This is a genomic window from Streptomyces monticola, assembly GCF_042665355.1.
GTDB classification, from domain to species: Bacteria; Actinomycetota; Actinomycetes; order Streptomycetales; family Streptomycetaceae; genus Streptomyces; species Streptomyces monticola.
This window is the reverse complement of record NZ_JBHTCF010000010.1, coordinates 12,445-29,271: the sequence shown is the minus strand read 5'-3', so window position 1 is coordinate 29,271 and position 16,827 is coordinate 12,445. Positions and strand designations below refer to the sequence as shown.

At 69.8% G+C, this 16,827-nt stretch carries 10 protein-coding genes and 3 pseudogenes; 5 read left to right on the top strand and 8 right to left on the bottom strand.

Annotation, left to right across the window (positions count from 1 at the left end):
- Positions 1–14: 14 nt before the first annotated feature.
- The gene (locus ACFQVC_RS22745) at positions 15–1,133 is read right to left on the bottom strand and encodes a HesA/MoeB/ThiF family protein (protein WP_381833246.1); all 1,119 of its coding nucleotides are present in this window, start codon (positions 1,131–1,133) and stop codon (positions 15–17) included.
- A gap of 513 nt (positions 1,134–1,646) precedes the next feature.
- Between ACFQVC_RS22745 and ACFQVC_RS22740 the strand changes: the two genes are divergently transcribed.
- Positions 1,647–2,369 (top strand): IclR family transcriptional regulator, encoded by a 723-nt coding sequence (locus ACFQVC_RS22740; RefSeq protein WP_381833244.1) that lies wholly within the window; start codon positions 1,647–1,649, stop codon positions 2,367–2,369.
- 1,146 nt (positions 2,370–3,515) lie between these two features.
- Here ACFQVC_RS22740 and ACFQVC_RS22735 read toward each other — a convergent pair.
- The 4 genes and pseudogenes from ACFQVC_RS22735 to ACFQVC_RS22720 all read right to left on the bottom strand — a co-directional run.
- Positions 3,516–4,861 (bottom strand): annotated as a pseudogene (locus tag ACFQVC_RS22735) (acyl-CoA carboxylase subunit beta); the annotation flags it as partial.
- Positions 4,862–4,935: 74 nt separating this feature from the next.
- Complete coding sequence (locus ACFQVC_RS22730; RefSeq protein WP_381833241.1) at positions 4,936–5,370, bottom strand: nuclear transport factor 2 family protein; 435 nt, start codon at positions 5,368–5,370, stop codon at positions 4,936–4,938.
- A 154-nt stretch (positions 5,371–5,524) separates the two neighbouring features.
- Positions 5,525–5,692: pseudogene (locus tag ACFQVC_RS22725) on the bottom strand (oxidoreductase); the annotation flags it as partial.
- A pseudogene (locus tag ACFQVC_RS22720) lies at positions 5,674–6,117 on the bottom strand (aldo/keto reductase); the annotation flags it as partial. The pseudogenes ACFQVC_RS22725 and ACFQVC_RS22720, both read right to left, overlap by 19 nt.
- A gap of 100 nt (positions 6,118–6,217) precedes the next feature.
- On the opposite strand from ACFQVC_RS22720, the gene ACFQVC_RS22715 reads away from it, so the two are divergent.
- Together ACFQVC_RS22715 and ACFQVC_RS22710 are read left to right on the top strand one after the other, a co-directional pair.
- A complete protein-coding gene (locus ACFQVC_RS22715) occupies positions 6,218–7,057 on the top strand; it encodes a hypothetical protein (protein WP_381833238.1) in 840 nt (279 codons plus the stop codon).
- Between the two features lie 187 nt (positions 7,058–7,244).
- Complete coding sequence (locus tag ACFQVC_RS22710; protein WP_381833236.1) at positions 7,245–9,092, top strand: APC family permease; 1,848 nt, start codon at positions 7,245–7,247, stop codon at positions 9,090–9,092.
- A gap of 54 nt (positions 9,093–9,146) precedes the next feature.
- Here the strand turns inward: ACFQVC_RS22710 and ACFQVC_RS22705 are convergent, their stop codons facing one another.
- The 3 genes from ACFQVC_RS22705 to ACFQVC_RS22695 form a co-directional block, all read right to left on the bottom strand.
- A complete protein-coding gene (locus ACFQVC_RS22705) occupies positions 9,147–10,727 on the bottom strand; it encodes an InlB B-repeat-containing protein (RefSeq protein ID WP_381833233.1) in 1,581 nt (526 codons plus the stop codon).
- A 552-nt stretch (positions 10,728–11,279) separates the two neighbouring features.
- The gene (locus ACFQVC_RS22700; protein WP_381833230.1) at positions 11,280–11,819 is read right to left on the bottom strand and encodes a GNAT family N-acetyltransferase; all 540 of its coding nucleotides are present in this window, start codon (positions 11,817–11,819) and stop codon (positions 11,280–11,282) included.
- A gap of 283 nt (positions 11,820–12,102) precedes the next feature.
- A complete protein-coding gene (locus ACFQVC_RS22695) occupies positions 12,103–12,345 on the bottom strand; it encodes a hypothetical protein (protein ID WP_381833227.1) in 243 nt (80 codons plus the stop codon).
- A 256-nt stretch (positions 12,346–12,601) separates the two neighbouring features.
- On the opposite strand from ACFQVC_RS22695, the gene ACFQVC_RS22690 reads away from it, so the two are divergent.
- Positions 12,602–14,077, top strand: coding sequence for a catalase (locus ACFQVC_RS22690; protein ID WP_381833224.1), 1,476 nt, complete (start codon positions 12,602–12,604; stop codon positions 14,075–14,077).
- 210 nt (positions 14,078–14,287) lie between these two features.
- A complete protein-coding gene (locus ACFQVC_RS22685) occupies positions 14,288–16,801 on the top strand; it encodes an L-type lectin family protein (protein ID WP_381833221.1) in 2,514 nt (837 codons plus the stop codon).
- Positions 16,802–16,827: the final 26 nt, after the last annotated feature.

Here is a 16,827-nt window from a genome sequence, read left to right as displayed (position 1 = left end):
CGGGTCCTCCGTACTCATCGGCCGGGCAGGTGGCCGCAGACCGTGCAGTCGGCGCGGCGCGGCTTCTCTTCGCTGTAACTGACGTCCATCCGGGCGAGGTCGACCATCAGGCGCCGCCCGAGCGCCGCGGGTTCGGCGATGCCGGTCAGGTGTTTGACGACGTCAAGTGCGACCATGCTGCCGAGCAGACCGGCCACGGGCGCGGTGCACGGATTGAACGTGCCGGTCGCCAGCTCCTCGGTCATATAGCGCGAGGCCGCCGCATACCAGGGCAGTTCCTCGTGGGTGCTGCGCTGGACGCAGGCGAAGCACGGGGTGCGGCCCGGGTCGTGCAGGAACATGCTGACGGTGAGGCCGGTGTTGCCGCCGCGCATCCAGGGGGTGTTCGCGGCCACGGACGCGGCGTTGAACCACTCGTAGATACGGACCCGGGGCCGGTCGGCCGCGCAGATGACGAGGTCGCGGTCGTGGAACGCGGCGCGTGCGGCATCCGGGCCGTCGATCTCGGCGCGGTGTGGTGTGACGCGCACATGCGGGTTGATGCGGCTGAGGCGTTCGGCGGCCGCATCGGTCTTGGCGCGTCCCACGTCCGCGTCGGTGTAAAGCACCTGCCGGTTGAGATTGATGGCCTCGACGGTGTCGCAGTCCATGACGGCCAGGTCGCCGACGCCCATGGCGGTCAGGGCCAGGGCGGCGTAGGAGCCGAGTCCGCCCATACCGACGACGGCGATACGGGCGGTCTTCAGCCGGGCCTGGAAGTCGTACCCGGTCAGCGGCGGGAAATGGAAGTGCGAGAAGAACTCGAAGTTGCGCCGGTAGCGTTCGGCCTCCGGCGCGGAGAAGACCGCGGGGTCGGGGCCGACGGCGGCGTCCTCCAGGAAGCCCCCGGCGGCGAGCTGGCCGATCGCGGCGTCCACTTCCTCGGGCCTGACCTGGGCGTCGAAGTCCTGCATGCGCAGGACGATCTGTTCGCGGGAGTGTTCTCCGTCGAGCAACTGCAGCAGGTGCCAGGTGTGGCCCTGCTCGTCGTCGTCGAGTTCGGCGGCGATTCCGAAGTCGTACCAGCCGATGCGTATCTTTCCACCGCCGATGGGGATGGGCGGAAAGACGCGCTTTACACGTGGCCGTTGCATTCAAGTCCTCTTTCCGGAAGGTGGCGGGTGCCCCACCTGGACCGGTGCGAAAGGCAAAGGTCGGCGCCTTCGCCTTCCGCACCGGATAGGGAGGGAGAATCAGCAGTCGCACGGGTCACAAGTCGGCTGGGTCGTCTCGATCTTCTCCAGGCGACGGATGGCAATCTTCATCACGTACCTCCTCTCGGTGACTCACATTCTTGGGCTGTTTTACCGCTGCGTCCGACCGAGGTCAGGCAGCGTGTGGACCAGGACAGATGCGGTAAAGCGCCCCGGCCGAACAGAGCATGGGGTGCGGGCGCAGGCGTTGTCGCGCCCCGGTCTGCTGAGCGGACCGGACGCGCGAAGTCCGTTTGCTGAGCGGTCATTTAGGAACTGTTTACGCCCGTGCCTTTTGCTGGCTCTCTCGTTTGGAGGCGACCCTGGAAGGGGGCCGTCGTGGCCAGGGCTGCGGCAGGGGGTTCGGATGAAAACACAACGCCTGGGCGAGGGGTTCTCGAAGGCGCATTCGCATTGTTGGAGGCGATCGAGCAGACCGAGGAAGCCGGGTTGACGGCTTTGACGGCACGGAGCGGGCTGCCGAAGACCACCGTGTACCGGCTCCTTGAGCAGCTGGTGGCGCTGGGCGTGGTGGAACAGCACGGCACCAGTTACCGGATGGGGCCGCGGATCTTCCGGCTCGGCCTGGGCTGGCGTCCCCATCCGCGGCTGCGTTTGGCGTCGGCCGCTCCGATGCGGCGGCTCGCGGACGTCACCGGCGCCACGGTCGGGATCTGTGTGCTGCGCGAGGGGCGGACGCTTGCGGTGCACGGCATCCCGGGCACCGTGGAACATCTGGCGCCGCTGCAGCCCGGCGCGACCTGGCCGTGGAGTACCGCCGCGGGCAAGCTCCTGGTGGCGCTCGCACCGCGCGGCGCGCCGTTCGGTCCGCTGCCGGTGTCCTGGCGCCGCCAGGCCGCGGCCATCCGCGACGCCGGAGTGTCTCTGGACCGCGAGGAGTTGGTGCCGGGCGTGTGCTGTGTCGCCGCACCCGTCACCACTTCCGCGCGCGGCGATGCGGTCGCCGCGCTGTGCGCGATGGTCGAGCCCGCACAGGATCTGAGGCAGCTGGCCCAGGCGGTGACGCTGGCCGGACGGGCCGTGAGCGCGGGACTGCGCGGCCCGGCGCGGACGGTGCGCCGCGTGACGTATCCGCGCACGGCCACCTCGAATGCGTCGCCCCCGACCGGCAGTTGAGATGGCGGCGGTGCGACCTCGACGTACCCCCTTGTCTCTCCTCGTGATGATCGCTACGGTCCCGCCAACGTCGTTCTACGCGCGTCAAGCTTCCTTGTCCGTATGTGAAAGGCCTTCCATGCCGCTGAGCCACAAGCCCCTGTTCCTTGCCGTCGCGGCGACCCTCGCTCTGACCGCACCCGCACCCGAAGCCGTGCCGGCGTCCACACCCGCAGCCGTGCACGCGGGTTCCGCGTCCGGCGGCGGATGGCGGCAGGTCGGTGACGACGCGAGGACCGGCATCAGCGGTCTGGCCCTGACCGGGCGGTCGGCCGAGGGGATAGGGGCGCTCGTCGTACGGGACAACAAGAAGCCCGGAGAGGGCCGGCTCGGCCAACTCGCCTATGAACCGGGGGAGTCGGGGCGTGCCTCCGTGACCCCCGTCGACTGGGAGGGTGCGGAGCCGGTCGACCTGGAGGCGCTGGAGGCCGTTCCGGGTGCGAGCGGTGAGTATGTGGCGCTGGCCGGCCGGGGTCTCGTCTATCACCTGCGGGCGGGTGACGGCAGTGTGCGGGTCCTCGATGTGTCACCGCTGCCCGCTATCAACGAGGGCGCGGATTTCGAGGGCTTCGCCCTCACTGTGCAGCGGGGCAGGACGGTCGCGGTCTGGGCCGACCGGGGAGCCGGGGCGGACCGCCCCGCGACCGTGTTCGCCGCGCGGTTCTCCTTCGACCGGTACGGGGCGCCCGTGTTCGGCTCCGTACGGCAGGAGCGGTTCCGGGCCCCGTACCCCAAGGCGGATGGGGTGCGGCATGTCTCCGATATCGCGGTGACCGGGTCCGGGCGGATCAGGGTGAGTTCGGCATCCGACGCCGGCGACGACGGGCCGTTCGACTCCGCGGTGAGCGCCGCGGGCCGGGTCTCCGCCGACGGCGAGGGCGGGCGGGTGCGGCTGCGTATGGACGAATCGGCGGCCGTCCTCGGCAGGTTCGAGGGGCACAAGGTCGAGGCGGTGGAGTGTCTGCCGCACAGCGCCGACGCGGTGCTCGGCACGGATGATGAGAACCTGGGCGGCTTCGTCACCTCGGCCGCTGTGTGCGGTAGGTGAGCGGAGGAAGCGTTCCGGAAGTCCAGGCCAGAGGCGGACGGTAGGGGCCGTCGGCCTCCTGCGCCGAAGGCGGGGGCGGCGGGGGCCTCGGCGATGGCACGTCTGAAGACGACTTCCGCGGCGCCCTCGGGCCCCATGACCGCGATCTCGTTGGTGGGCCAGGCGTGGGCGAGGTCGGTGCCGATCGCGGGTGAGTCCATGACGATGTAGGCCCCGCCGTACGCCTTGCGCACGATGAGCTGGATCCGGGGCACGGTGGCGGCGCAGTACGCGTGCAGGAGTTTGGCGCCGTGCCGGATGACTCCGCCGCGCTCCTGCTCGGTGCCCGGCATGAAGCCGGGAACGTCGACGAGGGTGAGCAGCGGAATGCTGACCGCGTCACACAGGCGGATGAAGCGGGCGGCCTTCTGCGAGGCGTCGATGTCCAGGACACCGGCCAGATGGAGGGGCTGGTTGGCGACGACACCCACGGTCTGGCCCCCGATGCGGGCCAGGCCGCACAGGATGTTGCGGGCCCATGCCTCGTGCACCTGGAAGAAGTCGCCGTCGTCGACGATCTCCTCCACGACCTCCCGCATGTCGTAGCTGCGGCTGCTGACGGCGGGCACGAGGTCCACGAGACGGTCGTTGGGGCGGTCGACGGGGTCCTCGCAGCGGTAACCCGGCGGCGCGGAGCGGTTGTTGTACGGGATGAAGGAGAGCAGCCGGCGAACCTCGTCGAGACAGCTCTCCTCGTCGTCGTAGACGAACTGGGCGAGCCCAGAGCAGGTGCCGTGCATATCGGCGCCGCCGAGTTCGTCGGTGGCGACCGTCTCTCCGGTGACGGCCTGTACGACGTCGGGGCCGGTCAGGAACATCTGCCCGACCCCACGGACCATGAAGATCGCGTCGCTCCGTGCGGGGGAGTAGGCCGGACCTCCCGCGCACGGGCCGAGGATCACGCTGATCTGCGGGATGACACCGGAGCAGCGGACATTGCGCAGGAAGATGCCGCCGAAACCGTTCAGGGCCGCGACGCCCTCCTGGATCCGGGCGCCCGCGCCGTCGTTGAGGCTGATCAGCGGGGCGCCGACCGATTCGGCGAGATCCATCACCTTGTGGATTTTCGCGGCGTGGGTGGCGCCGAGCGAGCCGCCGATGACGCGGAAGTCGTTCGCGTAGACGAAGACGGTGCGTCCGTCGACGGTGCCCCGGCCGGTGATGACGCCGTCGGAGTGGGGCCGCTTGTTCTCCAGGCCGAAGCCGGTCGTCTGATGGCGGCGCAGACCTTGCAGTTCCTGGAACGAGCCCTGTCCAGGAGGAGTTCGAGGCGTTCGTGGGTGGTCAGCTTGCCGCGCTCGTGCTGGCGTGCGGTGCCGTCCTCGCCCCCGGCATGCTCTCTGGCCTCATCCTTCAGCGCGGCGATGGCCTCGGCCCTGGCCGCCACGGACGTACCGAGCAGGTCGGGAGCACGGTGGGCGGGGACTGGTGCGTCATAGGTCACGGCTGGTGTCCCCCTTCGCCGGTCAGGGAGTTCAGCAGGTGCGGGTCGTAGATGTTCTCCCAGTGCTCGGTGATCCTGCCGTCCTCGAAGCGCCACAGGCCGCAGAAGGGCTGAGCGGTCGGCGTGCCGTGGAAGCGCGCTTCGAGGGTGTCGAGCACCGTGCCGAAGTGGTCGTTGGCGGCGATCTGCTGGACGTCCATGACCAGCGTGCCGGCCGTCGAGGCGACCAGAGCGCGCTCCCATGCCTCGACGGCGTCCTTGCCCACGACATCGGTGGCGTCCGGGGCGACGGCGCGGGTGGCCGGGTGGAGCACCACGTCGTCGGCGACGTACGCGGCGATACGCGTCAGATCCTGGTAAAGGACGTGCAGGGCTCGGGCGTTGGAGTGGATGGGCGGTGCGGCGCCGTCGTCGCTGTGGGGGTGGGACATGGCGGCTCCCGTCGGGGTGCGGCGATCAGTGGATGGGTGAGGGTTCGGCGGGCGCGGGTTCGGGGCGCCACACCGGGATCCGGGCCGCGTCCACGGCGGCCGTGATGGCGGACATCTCGCCGTCGGTCAGGGAGAGGTCGGCTGCCCGCAGGTTCTGTTCGAGATGTTCCAGCGAGGTGGTGCCCGGGATGGGGAGGGTGGCGGGGGAGTGGTGGAGCAGCCAGGCAGGGCGAGTCGGGAGGCGGTCGTGCCGTACTCGCGGGCGATGGCGGCCAGTTGGCCGTCGGGGGCGACGAGTCCGCCGTGCCCGAGCGGGAACCACGGGATGAAGGCGATGCCCAGTTCCTCGGCATGGCGCTGCGCTTCCTCGCCGGCCCGGTCGGCGATGTTGTGGAGGTTCTCGATGGCGGCGATGTCCGCGTGCGCGCGGGCGCGGGTGAGGTCGTCGACGGTCACGCCTGGCTGTCCCGACAGGCCGATGTGGCGGATCTTTCCCTGCTCCTGGAGGCGGACGAGTTCCCCGAACTGGTCGGTGAGGGGCACGGCGGGGTCGATACTGTGCAGCTGGTAGAGGTCGATGCGCTCCACGCCGAGGTTGCGCAGGCTCAACTCGACCTGCTGGCGCAGATATGCGGGCCGCCCCAGCGGAGTGATGTAGGGATCGCTCTCGCCGGTCCAGTCGTCGGGCCCGCTGCGCAGCAGGCCTCCCTTGGTGGAGATGACCAGCCCCTCGGGGTAGGGATGCAGGGCGCGGCGGATGATGCGTGGTTGGTGCGAAGGTGGTGGGGGTCCACTGGATTCCGGGGTGATCGACGGGCGGCGGGTGGATGAGACGAGGGGGCGGCCCGTGAGTGTTCGGAGTCATCCGCCCTTTCCGTACCTCGTGGGCGTGACGGTGCCCGTGGCCGGCGCGGTGGGGCTCACAGTGGTGCTGACCTCCGCACATCGCGGTTCCAGTGCCTGGCTCATCTGGAGCTGCGCCGCCGTCGCGCTGGCGGCGGCGAGTGGGGCGGCGTTCGTCCACGGTCTGCGGCGCTGGGCGGAACTCGCCCGGCTCGGCGAGGTGCCGCCGCGGGTGGCCGTCGGACCGCTCGTTCTCGTCTACGCCGTCAGCGCCGTGGTGCTCGTCCTCGCGCTGCGCGGGGATGTCGCCGGGGCCTGGCGGGCTCTGGTGCTCATCGTGCTCGCCGCCCTCGGACTGGCCCCCGGTGCGGCCACCATCATCGGTGTCGGTCATGTCGTACGCGTACGCGCCGACGTCGCTTCGGCCTCGCCGGGTCACCAACTCGGGACCCTGATCGCGGCCGGCCGGCTGCTGCAGTCCCTGCTGACGGTCATGGGCGGGATCATTGCGCTACTGGTGATCGCGGAGGCCACGGGCCAGCGCATGACCCAGCAGAGCAGCATCGAGACGACCCTGGTCTTCGGCGCGGGCAACTCCGCCCTCGTCGCGGTGGTGTACTCGCCCACGGCGGCGAAGCTGCGTCAGCGCGGCCGCGAACTGGTCGACCTGTGCCACCCGTTGGGGACACTGGCCCCCGACGAACTGGCCGATGCCCTGGACAAGCGTGCTCGCCTGGAGACGGCACTGGGGGTGGACCGCACCGCCTTCAGCGACATTCAGAGCAACCTGGTCGTCGTCGGCCCGCTCCTGGCGGGCGCGGCTTCGGTCTTCCTGTCCCGCTGAGCGCTGCGCCTGTCCCGCAGGGGGCTGCGCGGGGAGTCCGGTCCGCGGTGGGTGCGGCGGGTGCGGCGGGCGTCGTATGAATCCCGCAAGGAATGAGCGCGCGGGCGCGAAGAAAGCGCAAGGGGTGCGCACAAAGGTCCGCACCGGGACGGAACCTGTGCGGACCTGCCCAAGAAGGAGTGCGCACATGTCTGTTCTGGCCCCGGAGCCGGCCACGGCCATCGCCGACGAGCAGCCGCCGGATACCGGTGAACGCCACCGGCTCACGGCCCTCACCGGTCTGGCCGCGCTCTCGCTCGACGCGATGGCATCCGTGGCCTACGGGCCCGAGGCGATCGTCCTCGTCCTCGCCGCGGCCGGCGGATACGGACTCGGCTTCACGCTTCCCGTGACGCTCGCCATCGCCGCCCTGCTCGCGGTGCTCGTCGCGTCGTACCGCCAGGTCATCGCCGCCTTCCCCGACGGAGGCGGCTCGTACGCGGTGGCCAGGACCCATCTGGGACGGCGCACCAGCCTGGTCGCGGCGGCGTCCCTGGTCCTCGACTACGTCCTGAACGTGGCCGTCGCCACCACGGCCGGGGTCGCGGCGCTCACGTCCGCGTTCCCCGGGCTGTACGGCGACCGCCTGTGGCTGTGCCTGGGCGTCCTGGTCCTGATCACGGCCGTGAACCTGCGCGGCATCGTCGAATCGGCCAAGGCCTTCATAGCCCCGACCGCGGTCTTCGTCGTCTCGATCCTGGCGATGATCCTGGTGGGACTCTTCCGCAGCGCTCCCGTCTCCACGGCCACGGCCCAGGGCCATGCCTCGGTCCTCGCCGACAACGCCACCACGGTCGGCGCCCTGCTCCTGCTGAAGGCCTTCGCGTCCGGCTGCTCCGCGCTCACCGGAGTCGAGGCCATCGCCAACGCCGTGCCGTCCTTCCGGACACCGCGTGCCCGCCGCGCCCAGCACGCGGAGATCGCCCTCGGCGTGCTCCTCGGTGTGATGCTGATCGGCCTCGCCGTCCTGATCTCCCGCTTCGGCCTCCAGCCGGTCGCGGGCGTCACCGTGCTCGCCCAGCTCGCCGACGCCTCCCTCGGCCACAACTGGGCTTTCTACGTCATCCAGTTCGCCACGATGATCCTGCTCGCGCTGTCCGCGAACACCTCGTTCGGGGGCTTGCCGGTGCTGCTCAAGCTCCTGGCCCGGGACAACTTCCTGCCGCATGTCTTCGCCCTGAAGGCCGACCGCCAGGTCCACCGCCACGGAGTGCTCGCGCTGGCCGCGATCTCCGCCGCCCTGCTGCTCTTCTCCGGCGGCGACACCAACACCCTGGTGCCGCTCTTCGCGATCGGTGTCTTCGTCGGCTTCACCATCGCCCAGACCGGAATGGTGCGGCACTGGCGCCGCGAGCGCGGCCCCAAGTGGCTCGGCAAAGCGGTGCTCAACGGCCTCGGCGCGCTGCTCACCGGGGTCTCGGCGGTCGTCGTGACGGCCACGAAATTCCATGACGGCGCCTGGCTGATCGTGGTCGCCCTGCCGCTTCTGGTCGTCTCCTTCGAGACCGTGCACCGGGCCTATACGGCCATCGGCGAGCGGCTTGACCTCGGCCGGGTCCCGGACTGCCCGCACCGCGACCGCTCCCTGGTGATCGTCCCGGTCTCCGGTCTGTCCAGGCTGACCGCCGAGGCGCTGAACGCCGCGGTCTCCCTCGGCGACGAGGTGCGCGCGGTGACCGTCACCCACCTGGAGCCGGAGGACCGCGAGTCGGCGTCCGCGCTGCGCCGCGACTGGCAGCTGTGGGACCCGGGCGTCGAACTGGTGGAGCTGAAGTCCGGGCACCGAACGGTCGGCCGCCCGATCGCGGAGTACGTGCGAAAGATCTACCAGTACCACCCCGGTACCCGGGTCACGGTCCTGATCCCCGAGGTCGAGCCGTCCCGGGTGTGGCAGCGGATGCTGCAGAACCAGCGCGGAGCGGTGGTCGCCCACGCGGTACGCCGCGACACCGACGCGGCGATCTGCCGCCTGCGCTTCCGGCTGAGCGGGCGCTGATGAGCCCCGTGACGGCCACAAGAGCGTGATCTTCCCCGGCCGTACGGCTCCAGGTCATCGAACCTTCGGGGCGAAGCGGGCGGTGAGCGCGCGGGGCTTGTTCATCGTGAGGATCAGCTCCGGGCCCGTGTGCCGGGACTTCTTTCCGTCCAGGGTCCAGCCCGTGAACCTGAATCCCTTCTCGGGCTCGGCCATGACCTTGATCCGGTCGCCCGGACGGTACGGGCCCCAGACGCGGGGCCGCACCGAACCCCCGGACTTGGGGGTGTGGCCGACCTTCAGGGCATGGCGCTTCGGCGGCTTGGCGGGGCGCCGGTAGGCGGCGATCAACGGTGTGGTCACGCGCAGGACGCCGGCGCTGTCGTTCTTCTCGTCTCCCAGCGGCCGGCCGTGCCACTTCTGCCGCTGGTCGGAGAACCGGCCGATGCGCTCGCAACCGTCGCAGTACTCGCCGTACGCCATGATCGTGCGGAAGGACTTGTCCGGCGCGATCCAGCCGGTGTTGTAAGGAAACCGCGTGCTGAGGGCCATGGCGGACCCCGTCCCGCCGTTGAGTGCGGTACCCCGGTCATGGGCGAGACCGAGGTTATGGCCCAGCTCGTGACTGCTGCTGTGCGAGCTGATGGAGTCGAATCCCACGGCCGAGAACGCCTTGTGGTCGGTGCCGGGGCCGGGCAGGTCGGCGGCGCTGAAGGGGTAGGTGCCCGTGCCGGAGCCCCAGTCGGTGACCACGGTGACGAGGTCGGCGCCGAGCCGGTCGCGCAACTTCTGTGCGGGCCTGCCGAGTTCCTCGTCGTCGGCGTCCTTGAGGTGGTCGAGCACCTTCGCCGTGCTTTCGTGGCCCGTGTAGTCCTCGAACTCCTCGACGTGGACCACGTTGATGCGGGCGGGCACGCCGCTGTCCGACAGCGAGGTGTTCATGCGGTGCTCGATATCGGCCCCGGTCGACTGCAGGCTGCCGTATTCCCGCGCTTGCCCGGCGGCCAGGGGCGTGAAGCCGACCACGACATCGATCACCGCGGGCGCCTGCGGGGTGGCCTTCTTCAGGACCACGCCGGCTCCTGGCCGATCCGGCCGGATGGCGAGCGTCGGTGCGGCCGGGTCCATGTCGACGTCGTCGCCCTCGGACGACGGCAGCTCGGCCGGGTCGATCTCCTCGAAGACCGCGACGCCGGGCCGGCCGTCGACCGGGCGGGCGTTGTACTGATAGCGGCCCAGATCGGCGCTGCCGTACAGGGAGACGGGGCCGCCATCGCAGGCGTGGGTGACATGGATGAACACCTGGCGTTCCGGATGTCCCTTGTGATGGCCCGACCAGAAGACCGTGCCGTCCTTGTCCTCGGACGAGTAGTCCGCGACCGCTTGGAACACCACACCCTCGGGGCGCAGCGGCACGCGAAAGCCGAGCTCTTCGGGCAGCCCGGCGTCGGGCCGGTGGCACAGCGGGGTGAAGTACTCGGGCCTGAGGGCGAGTGTGGTGGAGCGGACGACCCAGGGGCGGTCGGGGTCGGGGCCTGAGGTGGCGGTCGCGGAGGAGGCGGTCGCGGTGAGGGACGAGGCGGGCGCGGCGAGAGGCGCGGCGGTCAGGAGCGCTGCGGTGAGCGCGCAGAGGCCGGTCAGGGTGAGGCGGCGCATCGGCGGGTCTTTCGTACGGTGCTGCGCGGACGGTTGCCGTGACCAGTACGCCCGGCCGGCGCCACCGCATTTGCTCTCGAGGTGGAGTGCCTTGCCGATTCACCGGATCGGTGCGCTCCGTGTTGGGCTGGGCGGAGGGACGGCCCGCACCGCGCCGTTGCGCGCGGGCCGGGCCGACCAGCGGAGGCGAGCGGCCGCAGGCGTGCCCCTCACCGCCCGCTCCGGACGAGCACCGCCTCCCGCTGGGCAGGTGCGCTGTCCGTTGCCGCGCTCTCCTGCGGCGGTGCGGGCAGCGCGCAGGCGCAGCGGACATGACGCAAGAAGGGCGAATCCAGCCAGTAGGCACCGAGTAGCTGTGCGCCTGCGGCGGTGGGCGGCGGCACCGTGGAGTCCATGCTCAGTGAACGACCTGTGCGGGGAGGTGAAGCGGAAGGACACGGTGCAGCACGCGATGGTGGGCTTTCCCGGCGGAACAGGTGTAGAGCGTCGTAATGCAGGCAGGAGTGCCAGTTTGAGGGTGCGTCGGCTCGGCGAAGAGCGATCAGGCGTCGCTCACTTGCTCACGCGCCGCTCCAGGATGACCACTTCACCGGCCTCCGGATCCTGTGCCCGGCCCACCGCGACGAATCCGGCCTTCGCGGCCACCCGCAGTGACGCGGGGTTGTGGACCTGTGCGGTGATCCGGATGCCGGTCACGTCGGGCCGGCCGAGTGCCCAGTCGGCCAGCAGCAGCGCGGCTTCCGAGGCGAGGCCCGCCCCGGCGCAGTCCGGGTAGACGGCGTAGCCGAGCACGAGGAATCCGTCCTCGTCGGGGTGTCCGCCGAACCCGGCCGACCCCACGGCCCTGCCGTTCGCCGTCCGTACGCACAGCCAGGCCCACAGGCCCAGTTCGTCGGGGTGTTCGCGCATCCGGTCCCGCATGAAGGGGAGGGCGTCCTCCATCAGCGGGGGCGGCGCGGGCGGGTCGGGAAAGACCGCGCCGGTGAGGCGCTCAAGGGCGGGACGATCGCCCGCGGTCCAGGCCGTCAGGGCGTCGGCGGTCAGCGGGCGCATCTCTACGCGGCCGCCCGTCAAGGGAGTCAGGTGGTCCATGGCCGCAGAATCGCAGATCCCGCACGGCCGCCCCGTGCTGACGTCCGAGCGCCTCGTGGTCACCGGTCGTTCATCCGTCGCAAGGGCGGCGGACACCAGGTGATTGACGGCGCGTCAGCTACCGTCGGCAACCGGCGCCCATGACCACCGGACGCGCAGAGCGTCTCGTGTCGTACGCCTTCCCTCACTTCAACCTGGTTCACCCCCCCCAAGTCGCCCGCGCCGGCGGGTACTTGCGGTGAACAATCCGGGCCGTCCGACCCGCCTGCGCGTCGACGGGTGGTCAGCCGGGCGCGATGCTGAGCAGGTTCTCCAGCCGCGAGAACTCGCAGTCCGCCATCGCGCCGGCGTCGAGCTTCAGGAGCTGTCCGGCGCTCAGGTCCTCGTCCAGGACCTCGGTGCCCTTGCACGGTGCCGCGTACATGGTGGTCCGCTGCGGTGAGGCGACCGCGGGGGCGCAGAGGCAGCAGTTCAACGCGAAAACCAGCGATCCGGCGACTGCGACGCTCCATCGTCTCCCGTGCATGGCGCGCGTACCTCCCGTGGGCTCACTGCATGACGCCCGGTCAGCCGATCATCGAGCGGGGCGGTCCGCACGCAGAGCGAGCCAGCCGGGGGAAGCGGCGACCCCGCGATGGAGCTTGCGGCCTGACCTTGATCCCTTTGCGTGCGTCTCCCGCAGCGTCGGAGGGGAATTGCGGAATTCTGATTTCCCCGGGATCGATTTCGGGGAACAGAAGACGCCGACAACCAGATCGCGAGCCTCCGCAACGCAAAGGACGATGATGGCCTTCGAGGAGAACACCAAACCGCTGACCACTGAGGCCGGCGCACCCGTCGCCGACAACCAGGACAGCCTGACGGCAGGGCCGCGCGGGCCGATGCTGCTGCAGGATCTCTGGTTCCTGGAGAAGCTGGCGCACTTCGACCGCGAGGTCATCCCGGAGCGGCGTATGCACGCGAAGGGCTCCGGCGCCTTCGGCACGTTCCGTGTCACGCATGACATCACGCGGTACTCCAAGGCCGCGATCTTCGGCAAGGTCGGCAACGAATGCGAGGTGTTTCTGCGTTTCTCGACGGTGGCGGGGGAGCGCGGTGCGGCCGACGCCGAGCGTGACATCCGCGGCTTCGCGCTGCGCTTCTACACCGAGGAGGGAAACTGGGACCTCGTCGGCAACAACACCCCGGTCTTCTTCTTCCGCGACCCGCTGAAATTCCCCGACCTGAACCGGGCCGTCAAGCGCGACCCGCGTACGAACCTGCGCGATCCGGAGAACAACTGGGGATTCTGGGCAAATCTGCCCGAGGCGCTGCACCAGGTCACCATCGTGATGAGCGACCGCGGCATCCCGAAGTCCTACCGGCACATGCACGGCTTCGGCTCCCACACCTTCAGTTTCATCAACGCCGACAATGAAAGGTACTGGGTCAAGTTCCATATCCGTACCCAGCAGGGCATCGAGAACCTCACCGACGAGGAGGCTGCGCAGGTCGTCGCCGGGGACCGTGAGTCCGGTCAGCGCGACCTCTACGAGGCGATCGAGCGCGGCGAGTATCCGAAGTGGACGATCAGTGTCCAGGTCATGCCGGAGGCCGAGGCCGAGGGGTACCGCTTCCACCCGTTCGACCTGACCAAGGTGTGGAGCAAGAAGGACTACCCGCTGATCGAGGTCGGTGAGCTGGAGCTCAACCGCAATCCGGACAACTACTTCGCCGATGTGGAGCAGGCCGCCTTCACTCCGGCGAACCTCGTACCGGGAATCTCGTTCAGCCCGGACAGGATGCTGCAGGGCCGGTTGTTCTCCTACGGAGACGCGGCGCGGTACCGGGTCGGGGTGAACCACTCCCAGATTCCGGTCAACTATCCGCGGGCGGCCAAACTGGTGAACACCTATCACCGTGACGGGGCGATGCGGGTCGACGGCAACCAGGGCGGGGTGCCCGGCATCGAGCCGAACAGCTTCGGCCGCTGGCCCGAGCAGCCCGAGTACGCGGACCCGCCGCAGACCGTGGGGTCCACGGCCGGCCGCTTCAACTTCCGCGAGGACGACGACAACTACTACGAGCAGCCCGGTGACCTGTTCCGGTTGATGACCGGCGAACAGCAGCGTGCGCTGTTCGAGAACACCGCACGGGCGATCAAGGGCGCCCGGCGGGAGACCGTCGAGAAGCACATCGCCAACTGCACCAAGGCCGACCCGGCTTACGGCGCGGGCGTGCGGAAGGCCTGTGAGGCGATCGGCGCTCTCTCTGCCTGAGTGGGCCAGGGTCAGACGGGGCCGGGCATCGCCCGGCCCCGTACCTGTGCCTGCCCCCACTGGGTGAAGGCTCCTGGTCCCGGATGGGCGTACATGATCGCGGAGTCCCCGTGAAGCTGTTCTGATGAGGAGAACGGTGCCTCTGAGTATTCGTCGGGCACTGTCAGTAATCAACGGGTCGACGGGCGCTGTGCGTCCGAGGAGGCAGGAATGAAGGAGACAAAGCACAGGCTCAGTCGGCCGGGGGGACTCGGCGCAAGGCCGGCTCTGCGCACGGTGTGCCTGACCGCCGTCGCCGCCATGGGCATCTCGCTGCTGACCCCGCTGGTCGCGGTCGCGGCTCCCGTGCCCGAGCCGGAGCCGGGAGACGAGATCTCGGGCGAGCCGTTCACCACGGACAAGCTCGTCGATCCCTGGGTGGGTTCCAAGAGGCCGAAGAAGGGTGAGCCGCAGACCGGCTGGCCCTGTCTGACGGCGGCCAGCGGTACCAACAAGGGCCCGCTCATGGGCTGCCTCGACGCGCCTCAGGGCAAGGGTCTCGACCCGAAGGGCAAGGGCGCCCTGCGGCTGACCGGGGCGCAGAAGGCCCAGAGCGGAGTCGCGCGCAGCACCGACGCCCGCCCTTCCAAGGACGGCCTTGAACTCGTCATGAATTTCGCCGCCTACGGCGGCAACCGGGCGCCGGGCGCCGACGGTATCGCCCTGATGCTGCTCGACGCCGACGCGTACAAGGGCAAGGGCAAGAAGCGGGCGCCCGCGGGCCGCCTCGGCGGCGGTCTCGGCTACGACGGCCTGGAGGGCGGCTACCTGGCCATCGGCCTGGACGAGTTCGGCAACTTCTCCACGGGCCTCGGGCTGGTCGACGGCAGGCCCGGAGAGGTCCGCAAGCCGCAGATGGTGAGCCTCGCGGGCCCGACGAAGGGCGGGAACCCGCGCTTCGGGCAGACGGAGCTCAAGGACAAGATCCCGGGCGGCACCATCAGCGTGACGGAGGCCAAGACCCGGGAGGAGGCCCAGCGCTCCGTGCGGATCCGGGTCTCGACCAAGGGATATGTCTCCGTCGACATGGATATGACCGGGCGTCAGAAGAACTGGAAGCAGGTCATCGCACCGACGGAGATCAAGAGCGGAACCAAGGTTCCGGTGCCGGAGCGCGTGCTGTTCGGTGTCTCGGCCGCGACCGGTGACTCCACCAACATCCACGAGGTCTGGGGCGCCAAGCTCCGCAATCTGCCCGCGAGCATCAGAACCGATCTGAAGGCCAAGGAGCCGCTGACGGCAGGCAAACCCGGCACGCTCCTGGGTACGGCCGAGAACAACAAGGTGGCCGGCTGGACGGACGAACCGTTCGACGCCGTCTTCGACCTCGGCGACAAGATCGACCTCGACACGTCCCGGCCGATCAAGCCGGGTCCGGGCTGGGACAAGTGCGCCAAGGCCGAGGGCACCACGGTCAAGTGCACCTTCACCCCGGACAAGAAGAAGAAGTTCCAGCCCGGCGACAAGACGCCGGCGGTGGAGATTCCGGTGAAGCCGAAGGCGGACGCCACGGGCGACGCGGTCGTCACCGGCGGGCTCGGCGACAAGGACAAGGACCGTGAGGACCCGAACGGCGGCGGTGACATCAACCTGCCGATCGCCGGTGGAGGAGGGGCCGACCAGAAGGGCCCCGCGCTGACCTCCACCATCACCCCGGAGAAGGTCGAGAAGGGCCGCCCCGCGTCCTTGCAGATGGTCACCTCCAACGCCGAGGGCGCGGGAACGGAGACCGGCCCGATCCGGACCAAGGTCGAGATCCCCAAGGACTTCGAGGTCACCGGCGCCGCGGGTATTGGCTGGGAGTGTCCCGAGTACCCGGCCGACGCCGACGCCAAGAAGCGGCAGGAGCTGGCCCAGGCCGAGCTCAAGAAGAGCCCCTTCGAGTGCGTCTACAAGGGCATGACCGACGAGCAGGTCGACAAGCTCGACATGACGGAGGAGGAGAAGGCCAGGCTGAAGAAGGAACTCCAGGAGGAGCGCCTGCCGTTGGCCGGCGGCAAGCACACCACGCCGCTCGCCATCAACGGCATCGTGAGCAAGGACTTCAAGGGCAGCAAGCTTGAGGGCAAGGCGACCACGACCGGCTCCTCGAAGAAGCCCGTGGAGAACCTCATCGCCATCGACGCCGTCGACCCGGCGCTGTCCGATCCGGTGCTCACCCCCGAGGTCACCCAGGAGCCGGCGACGGCCAAGGCGGGCGAGGCGGTCACGCACGAGATCACCTACAGCAACGGCGACCACTCCAGGCCCACCAAGGACGGTGAACTCACCTTCGGCTGGAACGTCGGCCCGCAGGGCCCCTTCCCCACCGAGGTCCAGGCCGACGCGAAGGACTGGCAGTGCCCGTCGAAGGACGCGCTGAAGAAGCTGGTCGACGAGGTCAAGAGCACGAAGAAGGGCAAGAGCTTCGCGTGCAAGCACCTCAAGCCGCTCCCGGCCGGCGGGAAGACCTCGCCGGTGAAGGTCGTCTCCGATGTCGACAAGGACAGCTCGGGCACCCTCAAGAGCACGCTCCTGACGCCGGACCTGACCAACGGCGGCAAGGACGACAAGGGCAACAAGCTGCGCCCGAAGGTCCGTGACATCAACACGCTCGTGGCTGCCGGCAACCAGGACCCGGACTGCGGTGGCTGGGCCAAGGAGGGCACCGCCGATCGCACGCTGGGGCGCATCTGCCCGCAGTGACCGGCTGACGTAGTACCCGCAACACC